Genomic DNA, 20,135 nt, shown 5'->3' on the forward strand with positions numbered 1-20,135 from the left:
ACGGCTTCACCGCTTCACGGCTTCTCGGGGCCGACGAACAGGATGACCTGATCGTCGGTTCCGGCCAGCGCGTCGTGGACGTACCACTCCGGCTTCACCTGGTCACGGGTGAGCCCGTCGGGGTAGGGCCGGTCGGATCCCCTGAACACGTAGCGGTACAGGACGCGGGTGATCTTGCGTTCCTCCAGGACGGTCCACGCCTCGGCCACCGTGTGGCCGGGGACGTCCGGCAGCCCGACGCCCTCACCGGGCACGTCGCCCGGCCCCTCGTCGTACATCTCGCCGGGACGGGCGGCCCGGCCGAACACGATGCGGGCGTGTCCCTTGTAGTCCATCGGGACCTTGACGCCGACCCCGCAGACCTCGCTTCCGCACCTGCCCTCGGCGAGGATCGTCTCCAGGTGGCCACCCTCCGAGGTCTCCATGAAGACGAGCGTTCCCGCCCTCCGCGGCGACACCGGCGCCAGCGTGAGGTCGATGTCCATCCCGTACGCCGCGAACTCCTTCTTGTAGCGCGCCGGATCGGCGACCGGATCGTTGACCGTGACGACGAGGGAGTCGCCCTCCTTCCGGAAGGACAGCGCGGCGGCCTCGGCGCGGTTCGGGCCGACGGACACCGGGCCGACCCGCTGATCGGGTTCTGCGATCGACACCGCGATCATCGCCGCGGCGGCCACGGTGACGGCCAGGGGGATGCCGACGAGCAACCGCCGCCGGCCGGACCAGCCGGGCCGTACGGACGTCGGGACGTCGTCTGGCGTGGTCTTCATGACACGCTCGGCCAGGTCGTCCCTTGTCTGGCGGCTCACCATCGCGGCGGCCTCCTCTTCAGTGATCGGGTTGAGTCGTTCGATGTTCATGCGGCGCCTCCTTTCGACGCGGGTGCGGCTCGCCCGTCGCCCTCTTGCTCGTGTTCGCCCTCTTTCTCGCGCCCGTCCAGCGCGCCCAGTGCGCCCAACTCGCGGGCGAAGCGACGACGCGCCCGATACATCCGGATCCGTACGGCATTGCGGGAACAGCCCAGGACGACGGCGATCTCGCCGAAGTCCAGGCCCTCCCAGCCGGCGAGCGCGAGCACCTCCCTGTCCTGTTCGGGGAGGCTCCGGAAGGCCGCGGCGACGGCGGCCTGGTCGGCGGTGCGCTCGGCGTGCTGGTCGGCGGCGCGCTCAGTGTGGCGGCGGGCGTGCGCGAGCTCCCCGCGCAACCTGTCGCTCAGCGCCGTACGCCGCCGCGCGCCCCGGTGCAGGTTGGCGAGGGCGCGCCGGGCGACGCCGAACAGCCACGGCCGGGCCCGGTCGCCGTCGGGGACGTCGTCGAGGCGCCTCCAGGCGACGAGGAACGTCTCGGCGAGGACGTCGGCCGCGTCATGGCCGTTCTCCGTCCGCCGGAGGAGATAGGCGAGAACCGCGTCGTGCGACGTCCGGTAGATTTCCTCGAAGCGGTGTCTTCTCGTGTCGGGTGGCCCCAACAGCGCTCTCCTTTCGCGGCACGCCGTAGCGTCGCTCCTCGATCTGACACCCTCCACGTGTCCCGCACACCGCGGAGCATTTCAGGGGCGGGAAGCATTTCAGGGGAGACGGCCGGTCGGGTGACGCCGCCGGCTCCACGCCGCTCAGCCTGCCCCGGCTCTGGCGCGTTTCGGCCGCCGCGCGGCCGGCCCGGGTCGGGCGCCTTTCGGCCGGTCTTCCGCAGGGGGCCGCGTCGCTTGCGCGCGCGCCAAGTCAGTCACAAGCGATGGACAAGACGGCTGCCCGACGATTACCCGCGTGAATGGATATTTCAGGACATTGATCAGGGGGTTGGCCGCAACGGCGGCGATCGCCCTGCTAGCCGTGGCGGCCGCTACGGCGCCCGCGGCCGCGGCCGACGGCGATGAGAACGTCTCCGTGGGCACGCTGCTGGCCGCCCAGACCCACCCGGCCGTCCAGCTCACCAGCCTCACCTTCGCCGGCGAGGTGGTCGTCCCCACCGCGGACGTGCGGCAGAGCGCTCTGAACGAGCTCGTGTCGCAGATCCAGGTTCTGGTGGCCGCGGGCAAGATCCCCTCGGACGAGCCCAGCATGTACAAGTACATGTTCAAGCGCATGGCCGCCGATGTGAACAAGTACCTCGTGCCTACGGCGCCCAACCGCACCGTGGAGGCACGGGTCGGCGGCATGTGCACCGGCTGGTGGGTCACTCCGGACGGCTACATGGTCACCGGCGCGCACTGCGTGGAGATGAGCGACGAGGAACTGTCCCAGACTTTCGCGCAGCAGGCGCTGCAGAAGTTCAACGAGGAGGACGCCAAGGAGGTCATCTCCGGGCTGGAGAACGTCGTCGCCGACGAGGAGCTCGTCGCCGCCGCACAGCAGGTCTACATCAACTTCAACTCCGCGCACATGAAGCTGGAGAACCTGCAGAAGAGCCTCTCGGTCCTGCAGTCGCTGCCCGGAGGCGGCGTCGACAAGACCGCCAAGGAGGTCCCCGCCGAACTCGTCTCCGTCGGAGAGAGCTACCCCGGCAAGGACTTCGCGCTCCTCAAGGTCAACAATCAGCAGAACCTCCCGACGGTCCCGCTCGGCGACGACGCCGACGTGCAGACCGGCAACACGCTGTACATCAGCGGCTTCCCCGGCCTGGTCACGAACACCCCGTTCTTCAGCATCGAGTCCAAGCTCGACCCGGCGATGACCGAGGGTCCGTACAACGCCAGGCGCACCACCACCGAGGGCGTCCCCTACATCCAGACGCAGGCGCCGTCCTACCACGGCAACTCGGGCGGCCCGGTGTTCAGCCGCGAGGGCAAGGTGATCGGCATGCTGATCGCCGGAACCGTGAGCGACGGCGGTGAGGCGTCGGAGAACGAGAGCTTCGTGCTGCCCGTCTCGATCATCAAGGAGAAGCTCAACGAGAAGAACATCAAGCCCGCGGCGTCGCTGACCACGACGAGGTACAACGAGGCGCTCGACGCCTTCTTCGCCAAGCACTACAAGGACGCGCTTCCCCTGTTCCGCGAGGTCCAGACCCTCCACCCCAACCACCCGTACGTCGCCAAGTACATCACCGACTCCCAGCAGGCGATCTCCAACGGCAAGGATGAGACGCCGCAGCCCATCTGGCTGTGGATCGCGATCGGCGCGGGCGTGCTGATCCTCGTCGCCGGCGGTTTCGTGCTGCTCGCGACGCTGCGCCGCCGCAAGCGCTCCTCGGCCACCCCCGCCCCGTCGTACGACCGGGCGTACGGCGGCGCCTACCCCGCGGCGATCAGCAGGCAGGACGAGCGGCAGGCCTGGCCGCAGACACCGCAGCAGGCACCGCAGCAGGCACCGCAGCGGTATGCGCTGCCCCAGGGCCCGTCCGCGCAGTCCTCCTCGTCCGGCCAGTCCGCGCCGTCCCAGGGCCAGTACCCGCAGCAGCAGTACGGCCGGCAGCACAACCAGCAGGGCTATGACCAGCAGGGCTATGACCAGCGGGAGAGCGGGCGTCGCCAGTACGACCAGTACGGGCAGCCGAACCAGGCGCCGGACGGGGCCACGCAGTACGTCCGGCCCGCGCCGCAGGCGGCCCCGCAGGGCCCCGAGCGCAACGTGGCCGATCTCGAGCGCGAGGTCGAAGAGCTCCGCCGCCGTCTCGGCCAGCGGCAGCCGCCCGATGCCTGAGACGCGTGAGGGCCCGCCGGACGAATCGCGGCGGGCCTTTCGCTCGTTGTCCGCCCGGCCGCCGCGGCCGCGGGGAAGTGCGGGGCCGGGCGACGGGGCGGTGTTCCGGCGACGCCGGTCAGCCGGCCTTGGGGGTGAAGAGGCCGAAGAGGTTGCCCGCGGTGTCGCGTACGTAGGCGTGGTCCGGTCCGGCGGTGTCGCCGACCTGCTTGGACTCCACCTTGCCGCCGAGGCCCTCGATCATCGTGCAGGTGGCCTCCACGTCCTTGACGGCCACGGTGAAGACGGCATGGTTGGACGATCCGCCGGCCCCCAGCACGCCGCCGCGGGGCCGTTCCTCCTCGGCGTAGCTGATGAGCCGGTAGTCCATGCCGCTCTCCGCCGACTCCTGGTCGACGGCGAACCGCCAGCCGAACAGGTCACCGTAGAACCGCTGGAGGCCGTCGGGGTCGTCACCCGCCACCTCGAACCAGGCGATCGTGTTGAAGACGGGAACGCTCATCGTTGCTCCTTGGAATCCGAATCCGGATGGACGGCTCCACCTTCGCCGGGCTTCGCGACAACCCCCTGTCGGTGTTTCCCGAACATTCAATCGAGCGCGGGACGAGTGACGATCATCTCGGGAACGTCGGCGTCGAAGTGCTCGACGGGACGGTAGGGAGCCCGCTCGTCCGTCAGGGCGGCGGACACGATCCGGTCGAGACGGAAGACCCGGACGGCGTCCCGCAATCTGCACCAGCCCACCAGGTACCACGAGCCGCTCCGGCCGTAGACGAACGTGCCCGGCTCGACCTCCCTGGACGTGGTCGCGCCCGCCCTGTCGGCGTACCGGATGCGCAGGACCGAATGCCCGAGCACCGCCGCCTCGATCACCTTGACGATCGGCACGGCGCTCGCGGACTCACGCTTCTCGTCGATGACGATCTGGACCCGCGTCGCCAGCGTCCGCGCCCGTTCCCCCTCGGCGCCCGGCATCGCCGCCACCAGCTTGCGCAGGGCGCTGCGCGCCTGGTCGGCGAAGGGCTGCTCCTCGGCCCGGCTCAGCGCGATCGCGACGGCCACCGCCTCGGCCGGGGTGAAGTTGAGCGGGGGCAGCGACATGCTCTTCTCCAGGGCGTACCCGCCCCGGCGGCCCGGCTCGGCGTAGATCGGCACTCCGGCCTGCTGCAGAGCGCCGATGTCCCTCTCGATCGTGCGCGCGCTCACCTCGAAGCGCCGCGCGAGATCGCGCGCGGAGCGGCAGCGGGGCGAGATCGCGCGCAGATCCTCCACAAGCGCGTAGAGCCGGTCGGTACGGTTCACAGCGCGAGGTTAGGCGACCCGGCCGACATTTCTCCGGACAGCGTTTCTCCGGACAGCGTTTCTCCGGACAGCGGGCAGCGGACACCCGGCATCGGCCGCGCGAGGCGCCCGCGCTCAGGAGTCGAACGTGTCGCCCATCCGGGTGAGCCGCTCGCGGCCCGGCTCGGGATAGCGCTCGCCGGTCGGCTCGGCCGAGACGATCCGGTTGCCCCGGAACACCCGCACGTCGTCGCGGAGCCTGCACCACGCCACCAGGTAGGACACGCCTCCCCTGCCGCTGAGGAAGACGCTCGGCTCGACCTCTCTCGTGGTGGTCTCGCCCTTGGTGCCCGCGTACTCGATGCGCAGCACCTGCCGTTCCAGCAGGGCCTGATCGATCGCGCGGCGGACCGCCTCCCGCACCGCGGTGCGCCCGTCCCGGTGATCCATGCCTCGACGCTACGACCGTGGCCCGACATATCCCGGTATCACCGGGCTGTCGCAGTGGTCACACCCTTGTCACTCCCGCGACCGCGTGTTGATGATCCGGTCGGGCGGGATTCCGCACTGTACGGCTCGCGCGCAGCCGTACCGCTGCCAGTCGAGCTGGCCGGGGGCGTGCGCGTCGGAGTCGACGGAGAAGACGCATCCCATCTCGTACGCGAGCCGCATCAGCCGCTTCGGCGGGTCCAGCCGGTCGGGCCGGGAGTTGATCTCGACGGCCACCCCGAACCTGCGGCACGCCTCGAACACGATCTCCGGGTCGAACCTCGACTCGGCACGTCCCTTGCCCTTGACGACCCTGCCGGTGCAGTGGCCCAGCACGTCCACACGCGGATCGGCGATCGCCGTCACCATGCGCCGCGTCATGTCCTCCGGCTCCATCTTCAGCAGGGAGTGCACGCTGGCCACCACGACGTCGAGCCGTTCGAGCAGTTCCGGGTCCTGGTCGAGGGCACCGTCGGCCAGGATGTCGACCTCGATGCCGGTGAGCAGGCGGAACGGATGGAGTTCCTCGTTGAGTCCGGCGATCACGTCGAGCTGGCGGCGCAGCCGGTCGGCGGACAGGCCGTGCGCGATGGTGAGCCGCGGCGAGTGGTCGGTGACCGCGAGGTACTCGTGGCCGAGCGCCTTGGCCGCCGCGGCCATCTCCTCGATCGGCGATCCGCCGTCCGACCAGTCCGTGTGGCTGTGCAGGTCGCCCCTGAGCGCGGCGCGCATCGCGGCGGTCGCCTCGTCCAGGTCGACGTCCTGCGTGTCCTCCAGCCGTCGGAGATACGTGGGCACCTCACCGTTCAGTGCCTCGGTGACGGCCAGGGCGGTGACCTTGCCGATGCCCTTGAGATCGGTCAGGCCGGCGGTCCGCGCCAGCCGTACGAGCTCGGCGCGGGGCAGGCCGGCGACGGTGGCGGCGGCGCCGCGGAAGGCGCGGACCCGATAGGTGGGCTCGCCCGCGCGCTCCAGCAGGAACGCGATCCGTTTCAACGCCTCGACCGGGTCCACAGTACGGGTTGGTACCCGGAAAACCGAGATCGTTACGTTTCTCCCGAAAAGGAACCTCGCGAGTCCATAGACCCGTTGGTGATACCGAACGGTACGCTGTGCCGACCCCGATCAACAGGAGCCCGATGACCGCCCCTGGGGAGAACCCCCGCACACCGCGTCATCCGATGGCGATGGACTCACCGCATCCGATGGCCGCGGACCCGCCGAAGCCGCGCGGCATGTCGTCGGGCGCCGTCAAGCTGGGCGCCGTCGCCGTGTTGTCCCTGCTCGTGGTCGGGTTCTGCGCGGCGCAACAGGACCGCTACGAGGAGGTCGGCGCCGACTGCGTGGACCTGAACAGCCAGAACCCCGACGGCTCCTACGTCGTGGTGGACGACGACTACTGCGACGAGGACCATTACCACTACCACGGCTCACGCGGCGCGTACGGCTGGTACTACGGGGGCCAGCGCACCGGGGGCCGGGTCGGGCGGGGGACGACGCTGAAGCCGTCGGACGCGCAGATCACCACACGGTCCGGCCGAGTGGTGCAGCGTGGCGGGTTCGGGTTCCACTCCGGCGGCGGAAGCTGACCGCGCGCGCCGATGAGACGTGAACCATCGATCCCGCGCGAGAACTGGGCGGCCACGATCGAGTCCCAGGGACTCGCCTACCATCGCTCGGCCCATCCCGGCGACCTCGACCGGCCCTACTGGGACGAGAGCGTCCACTACGTCTTCACGATGGACGAGGTCCTCGACCTGGAGAACCAGGTCGAGGAGCTCCACCGGATGTGCCTGGCCGCGGTGGAGCACGTCGTCGCCCATGACCGCCTGGCCGACTTCGCGATCCCGCCGCACTGCCGTACGGCCGTGGCGGAGTCGTGGCGGCGCCGGGACCCGCACCTGTACGGCCGGTTCGACCTGCGATACGACGGCACGGGCCCGGCGAAGCTGCTGGAGTACAACGCCGACACCCCCACGAGCCTGGTCGAGAGCTCGGTGGTGCAGTGGTTCTGGCTGAAGGACGTCCATCCGGACGGCGACCAGTGGAACTCGATCCACGAGCGGCTCGTCGACCGCTGGCGGGCCCTCGCCCCGGGGCTGCCGACCGGTCCCGCCCACTTCGCCTGGACCAGCGCGGACGAGACGGGCGAGGAGGCGATGACGCTCGGCTACCTGCAGGAGACCGCCGACCAGGCCGGGCTGAAGACGGTGGCCGTCGCCATGGAGGACATCGGCTGGGACCAGCTCAACCGGCGCTTCGTCGACACGGAGTACCGCGTGATCCGGTCGCTCTTCAAGCTCTACCCGTGGGAGTGGATGGTCGCCGAGCCGTTCGGCAGGCACGCCGTCGGCCAGCAGCGGACCATGACGTGGATCGAACCCCTGTGGAAGATGCTGCTGTCCAACAAGGCGCTGCTGGCGATCCTCTGGGAGCTGTATCCGGGGCATCCCAACCTGCTCCCGGCGTACCTGGACGGCCCGCGCGACATATCCGGATATATCCAGAAACCGTTGCTCGGGCGCGAAGGCGCCTCCATGCGCGTCGTGGCGCCGGAGCTCGCGCTTTCGACCTCGGGGGACTACGGCTCCGAGGGGTTCGTCTACCAGGAGTTCCTGCCGTTGCCGGACTTCGACGGGTGGCGTCCGGTGCTGGGCGCCTGGATGGTCGAGGACGAGTCCGCCGGGCTCGGGATCCGCGAGACGTCGGGGCTGATCACCGATGACACCTCCTCGTTCATCCCGCACCGCATCGAGCCGGCCTGATCGTGCCGACCCGTTCACATACCCCGAAGTCCACCGAAGCACCTGAAGCCTTCCGATCACCGGAACGGCCCGCCCCCGACAAGGAGCCATGTTGACCACCCAGTCCACCCCCTTCGCCGAGGTGCTCGGCCACGGAGCGTTGGCGATCACCGCGTACGCCGTCCTCGGCGTGCTGCTGCTCGTCGCCGGGTTCTACGTGATCGACATGGCGATTCCCGGACGGCTCAGCAGGCTCATCCGCGAGGAGCGCAACCCCAACGCGACCGCGCTGACCGCCTCCGGCCTCGTCGCGGTCGGCCTGATCGTCGCCGCGTCCATCTGGTCGTCGGGCGGCGCGCTGCGGGAGGGGCTGCTCGCCACCCTGGTCTTCGGCCTGGTCGGCATCGCCGTACAGACGGTCGGGATGATCGCCTTCGACCGGATCGTCGGCATCTCGGTCCGGTCGCTGGTCAGCGAACCCGCGCTCCAGCCGGCCACGATCCTGCTCTCCGCCACGCACGTCGCGATCGGCCTGATCACCGCCGTAGCCGTCGTTTGACAATAAATCGCGGATATTCACCGTGGGCGGAATACGCCGCCAGGGGAATTGCCGACGGCGAAACCCGATCCTTTTCCGGGAAAACGCGGGTTACCGTCGGCGGAACAGCGATCTTTCCTTGGAAGCCAGGTGACACGGTGACGTCCCCTTCGCAACACTCGCCCTTCCCGTACGCGCGCCAGTCGGGCAGGACCGGCGGCGAGCACGGCCCGGTCGCGATCGACTCTCTCGACCAGAGGCTGCTGGGGAACCGCATCGTCGTTCTCGGGCAGGAGGTGGACGACGAGATCGCCAACCGCATCTCGATGGAACTCCTCCTGCTCAGTGCCGAGGACTCCCAGGCCGACATCCGCCTCTACATCAATTCTCCCGGCGGCTCGGTATCCGCGGGAATGGCCCTTTATGACGTGATGCACCATATTCCGAACGACGTCAGCACGGTCGCGATGGGACTCGCCGGCTCCATGGCGCAGCTCCTTCTCTGCGCCGGCGCGCCGGGAAAGCGCTTCGCCCTGCCGCACGCGCGGATCATCATGCACCAGCCACACGGTGGCATCGGCGGTACCGCGACCGACATCAGGATCCAGGCCGAGCAGATGCTCGCCACGAAGAAGCTGCTCGCCGAGCGGATCGCGCACCACACCGGCCAGTCGCTGGAGCGCATCGAGAAGGACTCCGACCGCGACCGCTGGTTCACGGCCGAAGAGGCCAGGGAGTACGGCTTCGTCGACCATGTGATCACCACCACGGCCCAGGTCGGCGCGTAGTCGCGCGAGATCCCTTCCGAGATGTCCGATTCGTTCAAGACGAACGTCGCTCCCGGCTCCTAAGGTCGGGGACCATGGCACCGACTTTCAACCTCATCGGCCTCGTCGTCGCGGACATGGGCGCGGCGCTGGCCTTCTACCGGCGGCTCGGCCTGGACGTCCCCGCGGAGGCGGACTCCGAGCCGCACGTCGAGGCGTCGCTCCCCGGCGGGTTCCGGATCGCCTGGGACACCATGGACACGATCCGCTCGTTCGACCCCGACTGGACTCCGCCCGGCGAGGGCACCCGCGTCTCCCTGGCCTTCGCCTGCGCCGATCCCGCGGAGGTCGACCGCGTGTACGACGACCTCGTCAAAGCAGGGTACGACGGGCACAAGGAGCCCTGGAACGCCTTCTGGGGCCAGCGCTACGCCGTCGTCCACGACCCGGACGGCAACGGCGTGGACCTCTTCGCGCCGCTCCCCTCCTGACGGACGGGGACGTCCAAGCGCTAGGCGATCAACACGCCGAGCGGGACGCCGGTCAGGGCCTTCACCTCACGCGCGAGGTGGGCCTGGTCGGCGTACCCCGTACCGGCCGCCACATCGGCGTGCGGCACGCCGGTCCTGGCCAGGGCGACGGCCCGGTCCATCCGCAGGATCCGCATGAGGGTCTTCGGTCCGTACCCGAACGCCGGCACGCATCGCCGGCGCAGCTGACGCTCGCTCAGACCCACCGTGTCCGCCACGGCCGCGACCGGCGTCCCCTCGCGCAGAAGGGCCACGATGCCCTGGACGACGGGATCCGGCCGGTCGGCCCGCCCGAGCCGATCGAGGGCCGCCTCCTCCAGCACGGCGCCCGGATCCGGCGCCTCGTGGACACGCTCGGCGAGCCGCCGTACCCGCGCCTCCGGCCACAGGTCGGCCAGCGGCACCCGCCGGCCGCGCAGCTCGTCCGCGGGCACGCCGAGTACGGCGGGGGCGGTGCCCGGCGCGAACCGCAAACCCGTGTAGCCGGCCGCGTCCCGCGTCCCCGTCGTGAGGTGGGCGACCGGGTCCGGTCCGGCCACGATCAGCTCGCCCTTCACCCAGATCAGGTCCATGCAGCCGTCGGGGAGGATGCGCAGCACCGTTCCGGGGCTCGGCCCGGGGCGCCGCCAGACCACCGCCCCGGGCACGCGTGACGTCCTCTCGCGGTACATGCCCCCAGCATTCCACCCGTACGGCGTGGCACGCCCGGGTGGTGACCGCCACACCGTCCCTGGCCACAGCATCGGCGGTGACCTGGCACGCTAGAACCGTGACCGAGCGGAGCGAGCCAGCAAGCAAGAACAGCGTCCCCGTCATCCGGGCCGCCGACGAGATCGGCCAACCGGACGACAGGGCGCGCATGGACACCGCACGACGGCTCGACCGTGCGATGGGCAGCCTGGGGACGGCGGCCATGGCGCGGATGGAGGATCAGCTCCCCTGGTACCGCGCTCTGTCGGCCGAGGACAGATCCTGGGTCGGCCTCGTCGCCCAGGCCGGGATCGCCGCGTTCGTGGACTGGTTCGGGCACGCCGGGGAAGGACGGCCGATCCCCAACATAGAGTTCTTCGGCACCGCGCCGCGCGAGCTGAAGCGCAACGTCTCGCTCCAGCAGACCGTGGACATGATCCGCATCGTCGTCGAGGTGGTCGAGGCTCAGGTCGAGGAGCTGGCCTGCCCCGGCGGCGAGGACCTGCTGCGCCAGGCCATGTTGCGCTACACCAGGGACGTCGCCTTCGCCGCCGCGCAGGTGTACGCCCGGGAGGCCGAGGCGCGCGGTTCCTGGGACGCACGGCTGGAGGCGCTCATCGTGGACGCGCTGGTCCGCGGCAAGGTGGACGACGGGCTCCACTCGTGGGCGGCGGCGCTCGGCTGGACGTCGGCTCCCGTCGTGGTCTTCGCCGGTCACACCCCGGGCGACGAACCGCAGAGCGTCATCGACGGACTGCGCGACAGGGGCCGCCGCGTGGGCTACGACCTCCTCGCGGGCGTGCAGGGCGACCGGCTGATCGTCATCGTGGGCGGCGCCGACAGCATCAAGGACGCCGCGCGCAGCGTGGTGCCCCGGTTCGGGCCCGGACCGATCGTGATCGGTCCGGAGGTGCCCGACCTGCACGCGGCCGCCGGTTCGGCCCGCGCGGCCATCGCGGGGCTGCGCGCGGCGGCGGGCTGGCCGGACGCTCCGCGTCCCGTGCTGGCCGAGGATCTGCTGGCAGAACGCGCGATCGACGGGGACGCGGCGGCCCGGGCGCAACTCGTGGAGAACGTCTACACTCCCCTCGCCGGAACGCCGCTGCTGGACACGCTCGCGACCTACCTGGAGCAGGGGACGTCCCTGGAGGCCACCGCCCGGCTGCTCTTCGTCCACCCGAACACCGTGAGATACCGACTGAGGAAGATCACGGAGCTCACCGGCTACCAGCCGACGGAGGGCAGGTCGGCCTTCACTTTGCAAGTCGGGCTCATTCTCGGTCGCCTGACCCTCACGTAGCCGTATGGCGTTAACCATGGGGAAACCACGACTGTAGGTTCCCTACAAGGCGATCACCGCAAACTTCGTCCGGATCTCCATCTCTGTGGCGAACCCCTACAGGGCAGGGTTGGGGATGTGCTCGTCATCGTCTCTCCGGGCCAAGGCGCCCAGACCCCAGGATTCCTGAGTCCATGGCTTGAGATCCCCGGTTTCCGGGACCGGCTCTCCGCCTGGTCCGAGATCGTGAGCCTCGACCTGATCGCGTACGGGACCACGGCGAGCGCGGACGAGATCCGTGACACCGCCGTCGCGCAGCCGCTGCTCGTGGCGGCCGCGCTCGCGTCCTTCGACGCGCTCGGCGTCACTCCGGATCTGGTCGCCGGACACAGCGTCGGGGAACTCGCCGCCGCCGCGATCGCCGGAGTGCTCCGCCCGGAGCAGGCGCTGGACCTGGTCCGGGTGCGCGGCCAGGCGATGGCCAAGGCCGCCGCCGTCACCGAGACCGGCATGACCGCGGTGCTCGGCGGCGTCGAGGACGACGTGCTCGCCGCCATCGACAAGCACGGCCTCACCCCGGCCAACATCAACGGAGCCGGTCAGATCGTCGCGGGCGGCACTCTGGAGCAGCTCGCGGCGTTCAAGGAGGAGCCGCCGCAGCGGGCCCGCCTGATCCCGCTCTCCGTGGCGGGCGCCTTCCACACGGTGCACATGGCCCCGGCGGTCGACGACCTCCGCGCGGCCGCCGCCGGCCTCACCCCCGCCGACCCGCGCACCACGCTGCTGTCCAACGCGGACGGCGCCGCCGTGGCGAGCGGCGCGGAGTACCTCCGCCGCCTGATCGACCAGGTCAGCAACCCGGTCCGGTGGGACGCCTGCATGGCGACGATGGCGGACCTCGGGGTCACGACGATGATCGAGCTGCTTCCTGGCGGTACGCTGACCGGTCTGGCCAAGCGGGGACTGAAGGGCGTGCGCACCTTCGCCCTCAAGACGCCCGAGGATCTGGAAGCCGTCCGAGAGGGGTTGAACGAGCAGTGAAGTTGTCCCAGGGGGCTCAGGGGGCCAAGATCCTCGCGTTCGGCGGCTACCAGCCGGCCGACATCGTGACCAACGACGACCTCGCCAAGCGGATCGACACCAACGACGAGTGGATCCAGAGCCGGGTCGGCATCAAGGAGCGGCGCGTCGCCGGGCCGAACGAGTCGGAGATCGACCTCGCGGTCCAGGCGGGCGGCAAGGCCCTGGCGGCGAGCGGGCTGTCCAGCGCCGACATCGACCTCGTGATCGTCGCCACCTGCACGCTGGAGGCGCAGATCCCGAACGCCTCGGCGCGGGTCGCCCACCGGCTCGGCATCGACGCCCCGGGCGCGTTCGACGTGAACGCGGCCTGCGCCGGGTTCTGCTACGCCCTGTCCGCGGCGGCCGACGCCGTACGCGCCGGGTCGGCGACGCACGTGCTGGTCGTCGGCACCGAGAAGCTCACCCAGTGGATCGACTGGGACGACCGCGCCACGTCGGTGATCTTCGCGGACGGCGCGGGCGCCGCTGTGGTGGGCCCGTCGGACACGCCCAGGGTGGGCCCGGTCGTCTGGGGCAGCGCCGGGGACAAGTTCGACGCGATCGCCATCGCGAACCGCAACTCCTTCCTGCACCAGGAAGGCCAGACGGTGTTCCGCTGGGCCACGACCGCGCTTCACCCGGTGGCGAAGCTGGCGTGCGAGCGTGCGGGCGTGGACCCCGCCGAGCTCAGCGCCTTCGTCCCCCATCAGGCCAACCTGCGGATCGTCGAGGCGATCGCCCGCAAGCTGGGCGCCGACAACGCCGTGATCGCCAGGGACATCGTGCTCGCGGGCAACACCTCCGCGGCCTCGATCCCGCTGGCGCTCTCCCGCATGATCGAGCGCGGCGAGGTGCAGTCCGGCGGGCTGGCCCTGCTGCTCGGTTTCGGTGCCGGGCTCACCTACGCCGGTCAGGTCATCGAGATCCCCTAACACTTTGTACGGTTCGCCGTACAAACACTGAAAAATCCGAAAATTCAAGGAGAAATCGCGACATGGCAGTGACCGAGCAGGAGATCCTCGCCGGCCTCGGCAAGATCATCAACGAGATCACCGGCATCCCGGCGGCCGAGGTCTCCCCGGAGAAGAACTTCGTGGACGACCTCGACATCGACTCGCTCTCCATGGTCGAGATCGCCGTCGCCGCCCAGGACGAGTTCGGCGTCGAGATCCCCGACGACCAGCTCAAGCACCTGAAGACCGTCAAGGACGTCATCAACTTCATCCAGGCCTGACCCCGGAGACCGCCGAGCGGAAGCCCGGCGGTCCCCACCGTCACACGGGCTTCGTGAATGTGCCGTGTCGCGGCACATTCACATGGACGACCAATCAAGAGGAGTGCACACAAGTGAGTACGAACCGGGTACGTGTCGTTGTCACCGGGCTCGGCGCGACGACGCCCCTCGGTGGAGACGTCGCCTCGACCTGGTCGGCGCTCCTCGACGGGCGGTCGGGAATGCGCCCCATCACCGAAGACTGGGTCGACACGGTGCCGGTGAGGTTCGCCGGTGTGGCGGCGGTGGATCCCAGTGAGGTGCTGCCCAGGCCGGAGGCCCGGCGGCTGGACCGCGCCGAGCAGTTCGCCCTGATCGCCGCCAGGCAGGCCTGGCAGGACGCCGGCGCGCCGGAGGTCGACGGCGAACGCCTCGGCGTGGTGGTCGGCAGCGGCATCGGCGGCATCGGCACGATCCTCTCCGCCTACGACCTGTACCGCGAGAAAGGCTGGAACCGGCTGTCGCCGTTCACCGTGCCCATGCTCATGCCGAACGGCTCCGCCGGCTGGATCAGCATCGAGCTGGGCGCCAAGGCGGGGGCGCACGCCACGGTCAGCGCCTGCGCCACCGGTGCCGAGTCCATCGGCTACGGCATCGACATGATCCGCTCCGGCCGCGCCGACATCGTGGTCGCGGGCGGCACCGAGGCCGCGATCCACGGCCTGAACGTCGCCTCGTTCGCCGCCGCGCGTGCCATGTCGACCCGCAACGACGAGCCCGAGCGTGCGTCCCGCCCGTTCGACAAGGGCCGCGACGGCTTCGTGCTCGGCGAGGGCGCGGGCATCGTCGTGCTGGAGTCCGAGGAGCACGCCCGGGCGCGCGGCGCCCGCGTCTACGCCGAGGCGGCGGGCGTCGGCTACTCCAGCGACGCCTACCACATCACCGGCATCGACCCTGAGGGCATGGGCGGCCGGCAGGCCATGCTGCGGGCGGCCAGGGACGCGGGCATCGCCCCAGCGGACATCGCCCACGTGAACGCCCACGCCACGTCCACCCCGCTCGGCGACGAGATCGAGGCCCGCGCGATCAAGGACGCCGTCGGCTCCCACGCGATCGTCACCGCCACCAAGTCGATGACCGGCCACCTCCTCGGCGGCGCGGGCGGCATCGAGTCGATCTTCACCATCCTCGCCCTGCACGAGCGGATCGTGCCGGCCATCGCCAACCTCGACGACCCCGCCGACGGCATCGAGATCGACCTCGTCCGCGGCGAGCCCCGGAAGCTCGACGGCGGTCAGCTCGCCGCGATCAACAACTCGTTCGGGTTCGGCGGGCACAACGTCGCCGTGGCCTTCACCTCTGTGTGACTAGGAGCCCCAGATGACTGTGCTGGACAACACGGTGGTGACGGCGGCCTCCAACGGGGAGGCCGCCGACCCCCGTGATCCCCAGGTACGGCTCGGCCACCTGCTCGACGAGGGTTCCATCCGACTGATCACGCCCGAGGACAAGAGTGGCGTCCTGGCGGTCACCGGCCGCATCGAGGGCGTTCCGGTGGTCGCCTTCTGCAGCGACGCCCGGGTCCAGGGCGGCGCGATGGGCAGCGAGGGCTGCGAGCACATCGTGCACGCGTACGACGTGGCGGTGCGCGAGCGCGTCCCGGTGATCGGCGTCTGGCACTCCGGCGGCGCACGGCTGGCCGAGGGCGTCGAGTCGCTGCACGCCGTGGGCCGCGTGTTCGCCGCCATGACGAAGGCGTCGGGCGTCGTCCCGCAGATCTCCGTCGTCGTCGGCCCGGCGGCCGGAGGCGCGGCGTACGGTCCTGCCCTCACCGACATCGTGATCCTGGCCGACAACGGCCGCATCTTCGTCACCGGCCCGGACGTCGTCCGCAGCGTCACCGGCGAGGAGATCGACATGGCCTCGCTGGGCGGCCCCGAGCCGCACAGCAAGCGCAGCGGCGTCGTGCACGTGGTCACCAAGACCGAGGCCGACGCCCTGCTCAAGGCCCGCCAGCTCGCATCGCTGCTCGGCCACCAGGGCCGGGTCCGCGACGTCGACGAGGTCGACTTCAGCACGCTGCTGCCGGACAACCCGCGCCGCGCGTACGACGTGCACCCCCTCGTCAACGGGCTTCTGGACGAGGCCGGTGTCGAGCTGCACCCCAAGTGGGCGCCCAACATCGTCACCACCCTCGGCCGTCTCGGCGGTCGCACGGTCGGCGTCATCGCCAACAACCCGCTGCGGCTCGGCGGGTGCCTGGACTCCACCTCGGCGGAGAAGGCCGCCCGGTTCGTCCGGATGTGCGATGCCTTCGGGGTGCCGCTGGTGGTCCTCGTCGACGTACCCGGCTACCTCCCCGGCGTGGGCCAGGAGCACGACGGTGTCGTACGACGCGGCGCCAAGCTGCTGCACGCCTTCGCCGAGGCGTCGGTGCCGCGGATCACGGTGGTCACCCGCAAGGCGTACGGCGGCGCCTACATCGCGATGAACTCCCGCGCGCTCGGCGCGACCCGCGTCTTCGCCTGGCCGACCACCCAGGTGGCCGTGATGGGCGCCGTGGCGGCGGTCCGCGTCCTCAAGCGGCGCGAGCTCGCCGCCGCGCCCGACGCGGAGCGCGCGGAGCTGGAGGCCAGGCTGGCCGACGAACACGAGAAGATCGCGGGCGGCCTCGACCGCGCCATCGACCTGGGCGTCGTCGACGAGGTGATCGAGCCGGCGAAGACCAGGGGCGCGATCGCCAAGATCCTGGCCCAGGCCACCCCGGCGCGTGGCGCCCACGGCAACATCCCGCTCTGACCGGAGACGAGCGAGGACGACCGAGAACGACCGAGGATCCCGCGCCGCCCACCGGGTGATCTCCCGGCGGCTGACCTTCCGGCGGGTGATCTCCCGGCGGGTGACCTTCCGGCGAGGGGCCCCGTAGCGGGACGACCCCCGCCGGCGGCGCGACAGCACGGCGACGAGACAGGCGCCGGTCCAGTGACTGGACCGGCGCCTTCTGTCATGTCCGCGGTCGGTTCTCCTGCCCGCGCCCAGGGCACGCGGCTCCGGCGACCGCGCCTCCTCGATGGTCGGTCAGACGGCGGCGTGCAGCCAGCGGACGGGAGCACCCTCCCCGGCGTACCGGAAGGACTCGAGCTCCTCATCCCACTGCTTGCCGAGCAGGCGGTCGAGCTCGTCCTCCAGGACGGCCCGGCCCTGCGTCGCCATGAGCATGACGTTGCGTAGCCGGTCCTCGGGGATCAGGATGTCGCCACTCGCGCCGACGACGGCCGTGAAGGCACCGAGCGTCGGCGTGTAGGCATGTCGGGACCCGTCGATGCCCGGCGAGGCGTCCTCGGTGATCTCAAACCGGATGCGCTGCCAGGCCATGAGCGACGAGGTGACCGCCGCCGCCGTCCCCGGACGACCTTCCCACTCGGCCTGGGCGCGCACAGCCCCGGGCGCGGCAGGCTGGGCGGTCCACGTCAGGTCGACGGGAACGCCAAGAACGCCTGCGACGGCCCACTCGATATGCGGGCACAACGCAGGCTGAGCCGAGTGGACGTACAGCACGCCACGAGCAGCTGCCACCGGACCTCCCAAATCGCATGAGGTGCGCCTTCCCCAACGGCCTCACACTGGGATGATCACAAGTGACTGAAGGAGAGACTACCGTCCGTCGCAGCCAGGCACCAGAGGGGGGTCATACCGATTCACGCTTGACAACGATTCGTATCGGGAAAACTACACCGAGTAAGATTCGCCAAGCGAAGGGCCACCCCCATGCGCCCATTCTCCGGCGGTCCCCCGCCGCACCGGCTCGTCGAACCCCGGCCCGGATGCCCCGCCCTCATCCGCCCCGGGGAACTGATCACCTCGTCGCTGAGCGCCGTCTCCCGGTGGGCCGTCGACGCGACTCCCGCCGGCCCGGTCCATCACGTACGGCTGTCTCCCGACGTCGACGTGGTCGACCTCGCGGCCGGACTGTGCGACCGGGGGCTTCGGGCCTCGCCCAACCACGTCTTCCTCGGGCAGCCGCTGCTGTTCGGCGGCCCCGGGGGCGCACCCGTCCCCGCGCACGCCGTGCCGTACGAGCGGGAAGAGTCGTGGGACGTCACCGTCGGCGTGCTGGACACGGGGCTCGCCCCGCACCCGTGGCTCACCGAGTGGTACCGGGACGAGATCGCGGAGACCCCCGACTCCGACGGCGACGGGACGCTCGACGAGCAGGCCGGGCACGGCACGTTCACGGCGGGGCTGATCCTTCGGGAGGCGCCCGGCGTCCGGTTGCGCGCCGTACGGGTCCTCGACAGCCACGGGGTGAGCGACCAGGCCACGCTGCTTCGCGCGCTCGCCCGGCTCGAAGGCGAGCGCGTCGACGTCCTGAACCTCTCCTTCGGCGGTTACACCGTGGACGACGAGCCGCCGCTGGGGCTGGCCGAGGCGTTGCGCGCCTTCCCGGCGGTCGTCGCGTGCGCGGGGAACACCTCCTCCTCGCGCCCGTTCTGGCCGGCGGCGTTGCCGGAGGTGGTCGCCGTCGGGGCGCTCGACGGAGACGCCGTCGCCGCGTTCTCCGCGCACGGCGCGTGGGTGGACGCCTGCGCCCAGGGGGTGGGCCTGACGAGCAGCTTCCTGGAGCATGCGGCCTTCCACGGCTACGCCACATGGAGCGGCACGTCCTTCGCCGCCGCGATCGTCAGCGCGGCGGTGGCCCGTCTCTGTCGGGAGATGCCGCCCGCCCGCGCCGTACGGCACGCGCTTCACGAAGGCGGGCGCGTTCCCGGCTTGGGCATCGCGGTGCGGCGGCGGCACGAGCACGAAGGGACACCGGCGGAGCCGGTCAGGTGAAAGCCACCGCCAGGGGGCGGCCCGACCGCTAGGGTGATCACCATTCGAATCCTCTCCGACGCGCAGAGTCACGAATATGCCTACAGAGAAGACCCTCACCGGCCTGGACCAGGCGGCCTGGGAGGAGCTCGTCACCCGCTTCGGCGGCCGGATGTGGGCGGTGGCACGCGCCTGCGGGCTCGGCCCCGCCGACGCGGCCGACGCCGTCCAGGGCGCCTGGCTGCGGATGGTCGAAAGCCTGGACGGCATCCGCGATCCCGAGCGCGTCGGCGCCTGGCTGGTCACGACGACGCGGCACGAGGCGGTCCGGCTCGCCCGGCGGTCGCGGGGAGAACGGCCGGGACCGTCCGCCCTCGTCGACGCGGTCGTCCCCGATCCGGCGGCGTCCGTGGTGAACGCCGACGTCGGCCGGCGGCTTTGGCTGCTGCTGGACGGGCTGGCCGAGCCGTGCCGGTCGCTGCTCCGCCTGTACGCGCTGAACCCCGACGCGAAGTACGCCCAGATCTCCATGCGCCTAGGCCTCCCGATGGGGAGCATCGGACCCACCCGGTCCCGCTGCATGTCCCGGTTGCGGGCGCTCATCGAGGAGGACCGGTGACCGACGACGGCCTGCCCGACGACCACCTGCCCGATTACCTGCTGGCCGCGTTGCGGATGGCCGCCGGCGTGGATCCCGTGCCCGGCCGCGTGTCGGACGCCGCCAGGGACGCCTACTCGTTGCGGCTGCCTGGAGGCGTCGTGGCGGCGCCGTACGAGATCGGGGCGGCCGTGGGCGCGCGGTCCGAGGGGGACCCCGCGATGCACCGGTTCGGCGCCGACGGCATCACCCTCGACGTCGAGGTGACCGTCACCGACGGCCGCCTCGACGTGGCCGGTCAGGTGTCCCCCGCTCCCGGTCCGGGGGCCCGGGTCGAGGTACGCACCCCCGGCGCCGGCGAGACGCGCATACCGTCCGAGTCCGGACACTTCGCGGTGGCCGGGCTGCCCTCCGGCTGGATCAGCGTGGTCTGCCACCGGCCGGGCCTGGCTCCGGTGGCCACGCGCTGGCTCCACGTCCGCGATTGACCA

Annotated in this window: 23 protein-coding genes; 15 read left to right on the forward strand and 8 right to left on the reverse strand. The window is 70.9% G+C overall.

Annotated elements, in window-relative coordinates:
- Positions 1–14: 14 nt before the first annotated feature.
- Together IMZ11_RS34380 and IMZ11_RS34385 are read right to left on the reverse strand one after the other, a co-directional pair.
- Positions 15–860, reverse strand: a complete 846-nt coding sequence (locus IMZ11_RS34380; protein ID WP_228646566.1) for a hypothetical protein — start codon at positions 858–860, stop codon at positions 15–17.
- Positions 857–1,468, reverse strand: coding sequence for an RNA polymerase sigma factor (locus tag IMZ11_RS34385; RefSeq protein ID WP_228646567.1), 612 nt, complete (start codon positions 1,466–1,468; stop codon positions 857–859). The genes IMZ11_RS34380 and IMZ11_RS34385 overlap by 4 nt, the downstream gene beginning before the upstream one ends.
- Positions 1,469–1,766: 298 nt before the next feature.
- Here IMZ11_RS34385 and IMZ11_RS34390 point away from each other — a divergent pair, with 298 nt between their 5' ends.
- The gene (locus tag IMZ11_RS34390; RefSeq protein ID WP_228646568.1) at positions 1,767–3,641 is read left to right on the forward strand and encodes a trypsin-like peptidase domain-containing protein; all 1,875 of its coding nucleotides are present in this window, start codon (positions 1,767–1,769) and stop codon (positions 3,639–3,641) included.
- A gap of 118 nt (positions 3,642–3,759) precedes the next feature.
- On the opposite strand, the gene IMZ11_RS34395 is transcribed toward IMZ11_RS34390, so the two are convergent.
- The 4 genes from IMZ11_RS34395 to IMZ11_RS34410 form a co-directional block, all read right to left on the reverse strand.
- Positions 3,760–4,143 (reverse strand): VOC family protein, encoded by a 384-nt coding sequence (locus IMZ11_RS34395; protein ID WP_228646569.1) that lies wholly within the window; start codon positions 4,141–4,143, stop codon positions 3,760–3,762.
- Positions 4,144–4,229: 86 nt separating this feature from the next.
- A complete protein-coding gene (locus tag IMZ11_RS34400) occupies positions 4,230–4,943 on the reverse strand; it encodes a YafY family protein (RefSeq protein WP_228646571.1) in 714 nt (237 codons plus the stop codon).
- A gap of 114 nt (positions 4,944–5,057) precedes the next feature.
- On the reverse strand, positions 5,058–5,372 hold the full coding sequence (locus tag IMZ11_RS34405; RefSeq protein ID WP_228646573.1) for a YafY family protein: 315 nt from the start codon (positions 5,370–5,372) through the stop codon (positions 5,058–5,060).
- A gap of 69 nt (positions 5,373–5,441) precedes the next feature.
- The gene (locus IMZ11_RS34410) at positions 5,442–6,425 is read right to left on the reverse strand and encodes a PHP domain-containing protein (RefSeq protein ID WP_228646575.1); all 984 of its coding nucleotides are present in this window, start codon (positions 6,423–6,425) and stop codon (positions 5,442–5,444) included.
- Positions 6,426–6,550: 125 nt separating this feature from the next.
- Between IMZ11_RS34410 and IMZ11_RS34415 the strand changes: the two genes are divergently transcribed.
- The 5 genes from IMZ11_RS34415 to IMZ11_RS34435 all read left to right on the forward strand — a co-directional run bounded on the left by IMZ11_RS34415 (position 6,551) and on the right by IMZ11_RS34435 (position 9,951).
- Positions 6,551–7,000, forward strand: a complete 450-nt coding sequence (locus tag IMZ11_RS34415; protein WP_228646577.1) for a hypothetical protein — start codon at positions 6,551–6,553, stop codon at positions 6,998–7,000.
- A gap of 12 nt (positions 7,001–7,012) precedes the next feature.
- A complete protein-coding gene (locus IMZ11_RS34420; protein ID WP_228646579.1) occupies positions 7,013–8,176 on the forward strand; it encodes a glutathionylspermidine synthase family protein in 1,164 nt (387 codons plus the stop codon).
- Positions 8,177–8,264: 88 nt separating this feature from the next.
- A complete protein-coding gene (locus IMZ11_RS34425) occupies positions 8,265–8,714 on the forward strand; it encodes a DUF350 domain-containing protein (protein WP_228646581.1) in 450 nt (149 codons plus the stop codon).
- A 218-nt stretch (positions 8,715–8,932) separates the two neighbouring features.
- On the forward strand, positions 8,933–9,481 hold the full coding sequence (locus IMZ11_RS34430) for an ATP-dependent Clp protease proteolytic subunit (RefSeq protein WP_228646613.1): 549 nt from the start codon (positions 8,933–8,935) through the stop codon (positions 9,479–9,481).
- Between the two features lie 74 nt (positions 9,482–9,555).
- Positions 9,556–9,951: a VOC family protein gene (locus IMZ11_RS34435; protein ID WP_228646583.1), complete on the forward strand. Its 396-nt coding sequence runs from the start codon at positions 9,556–9,558 to the stop codon at positions 9,949–9,951.
- Positions 9,952–9,971: 20 nt separating this feature from the next.
- Here the strand turns inward: IMZ11_RS34435 and IMZ11_RS34440 are convergent, their stop codons facing one another.
- Positions 9,972–10,661, reverse strand: coding sequence for an AraC family transcriptional regulator (locus tag IMZ11_RS34440; RefSeq protein ID WP_228646585.1), 690 nt, complete (start codon positions 10,659–10,661; stop codon positions 9,972–9,974).
- A 188-nt stretch (positions 10,662–10,849) separates the two neighbouring features.
- On the opposite strand from IMZ11_RS34440, the gene IMZ11_RS34445 reads away from it, so the two are divergent.
- The 6 genes from IMZ11_RS34445 to IMZ11_RS34470 all read left to right on the forward strand — a co-directional run bounded on the left by IMZ11_RS34445 (position 10,850) and on the right by IMZ11_RS34470 (position 17,033).
- Positions 10,850–11,980, forward strand: coding sequence for a CdaR family transcriptional regulator (locus IMZ11_RS34445; protein ID WP_228646615.1), 1,131 nt, complete (start codon positions 10,850–10,852; stop codon positions 11,978–11,980).
- A gap of 117 nt (positions 11,981–12,097) precedes the next feature.
- Positions 12,098–13,000, forward strand: a complete 903-nt coding sequence (locus IMZ11_RS34450) for an ACP S-malonyltransferase (RefSeq protein ID WP_228646587.1) — start codon at positions 12,098–12,100, stop codon at positions 12,998–13,000.
- A complete protein-coding gene (locus IMZ11_RS34455; RefSeq protein WP_228646589.1) occupies positions 12,997–13,953 on the forward strand; it encodes a beta-ketoacyl-ACP synthase III in 957 nt (318 codons plus the stop codon). The genes IMZ11_RS34450 and IMZ11_RS34455 overlap by 4 nt, the downstream gene beginning before the upstream one ends.
- A 62-nt stretch (positions 13,954–14,015) precedes the next feature.
- On the forward strand, positions 14,016–14,255 hold the full coding sequence (locus tag IMZ11_RS34460; protein WP_061257410.1) for an acyl carrier protein: 240 nt from the start codon (positions 14,016–14,018) through the stop codon (positions 14,253–14,255).
- A 113-nt stretch (positions 14,256–14,368) separates the two neighbouring features.
- Entirely contained in the window at positions 14,369–15,601 is a 1,233-nt protein-coding gene (gene fabF, locus IMZ11_RS34465) for a beta-ketoacyl-ACP synthase II (protein ID WP_228646591.1), read from the forward strand.
- Between the two features lie 13 nt (positions 15,602–15,614).
- Complete coding sequence (locus IMZ11_RS34470; RefSeq protein ID WP_228646593.1) at positions 15,615–17,033, forward strand: acyl-CoA carboxylase subunit beta; 1,419 nt, start codon at positions 15,615–15,617, stop codon at positions 17,031–17,033.
- A gap of 279 nt (positions 17,034–17,312) precedes the next feature.
- On the opposite strand, the gene IMZ11_RS34475 is transcribed toward IMZ11_RS34470, so the two are convergent.
- Entirely contained in the window at positions 17,313–17,810 is a 498-nt protein-coding gene (locus tag IMZ11_RS34475; protein WP_061257407.1) for a DUF3145 domain-containing protein, read from the reverse strand.
- A gap of 192 nt (positions 17,811–18,002) precedes the next feature.
- Here IMZ11_RS34475 and IMZ11_RS34480 point away from each other — a divergent pair, with 192 nt between their 5' ends.
- From IMZ11_RS34480 to IMZ11_RS34490, 3 genes are all read left to right on the forward strand, one after another.
- Positions 18,003–19,067 (forward strand): S8/S53 family peptidase, encoded by a 1,065-nt coding sequence (locus tag IMZ11_RS34480; protein ID WP_228646595.1) that lies wholly within the window; start codon positions 18,003–18,005, stop codon positions 19,065–19,067.
- Positions 19,068–19,143: 76 nt separating this feature from the next.
- A complete protein-coding gene (locus IMZ11_RS34485) occupies positions 19,144–19,665 on the forward strand; it encodes an RNA polymerase sigma factor (protein WP_228646597.1) in 522 nt (173 codons plus the stop codon).
- Complete coding sequence (locus tag IMZ11_RS34490) at positions 19,662–20,132, forward strand: carboxypeptidase-like regulatory domain-containing protein (protein WP_228646599.1); 471 nt, start codon at positions 19,662–19,664, stop codon at positions 20,130–20,132. Before IMZ11_RS34485 ends, IMZ11_RS34490 begins: the two co-directional genes overlap by 4 nt.
- The last annotated feature ends 3 nt before the right edge of the window (positions 20,133–20,135 follow it).

The sequence above is a fragment of the Microtetraspora sp. AC03309 genome, from assembly GCF_020826795.1.
In the GTDB taxonomy this organism is placed as follows: domain Bacteria; phylum Actinomycetota; class Actinomycetes; order Streptosporangiales; family Streptosporangiaceae; genus Microtetraspora; species Microtetraspora glauca.

Bases quoted from the DNA above. Each gene is read 5' to 3' on its own strand.
- IMZ11_RS34480 (WP_228646595.1), top strand. From the start codon at position 18,003: ATGCGCCCATTCTCCGGCGGTCCCCCGCCGCACCGGCTCGTCGAACCC.
- IMZ11_RS34485 (WP_228646597.1), top strand. From the start codon at position 19,144: ATGCCTACAGAGAAGACCCTCACCGGCCTGGACCAGGCGGCCTGGGAG.
- IMZ11_RS34415 (WP_228646577.1), top strand. From the start codon at position 6,551: ATGACCGCCCCTGGGGAGAACCCCCGCACACCGCGTCATCCGATGGCG.
- IMZ11_RS34395 (WP_228646569.1), bottom strand. From the start codon at position 4,143: ATGAGCGTTCCCGTCTTCAACACGATCGCCTGGTTCGAGGTGGCGGGT.
- IMZ11_RS34440 (WP_228646585.1), bottom strand. From the start codon at position 10,661: ATGTACCGCGAGAGGACGTCACGCGTGCCCGGGGCGGTGGTCTGGCGG.
- IMZ11_RS34380 (WP_228646566.1), bottom strand. From the start codon at position 860: ATGAACATCGAACGACTCAACCCGATCACTGAAGAGGAGGCCGCCGCG.
- IMZ11_RS34435 (WP_228646583.1), top strand. From the start codon at position 9,556: ATGGCACCGACTTTCAACCTCATCGGCCTCGTCGTCGCGGACATGGGC.
- IMZ11_RS34460 (WP_061257410.1), top strand. From the start codon at position 14,016: ATGGCAGTGACCGAGCAGGAGATCCTCGCCGGCCTCGGCAAGATCATC.
- IMZ11_RS34470 (WP_228646593.1), top strand. From the start codon at position 15,615: ATGACTGTGCTGGACAACACGGTGGTGACGGCGGCCTCCAACGGGGAG.
- IMZ11_RS34445 (WP_228646615.1), top strand. From the start codon at position 10,850: ATGGACACCGCACGACGGCTCGACCGTGCGATGGGCAGCCTGGGGACG.
- IMZ11_RS34425 (WP_228646581.1), top strand. From the start codon at position 8,265: ATGTTGACCACCCAGTCCACCCCCTTCGCCGAGGTGCTCGGCCACGGA.
- IMZ11_RS34405 (WP_228646573.1), bottom strand. From the start codon at position 5,372: ATGGATCACCGGGACGGGCGCACCGCGGTGCGGGAGGCGGTCCGCCGC.
- IMZ11_RS34420 (WP_228646579.1), top strand. From the start codon at position 7,013: ATGAGACGTGAACCATCGATCCCGCGCGAGAACTGGGCGGCCACGATC.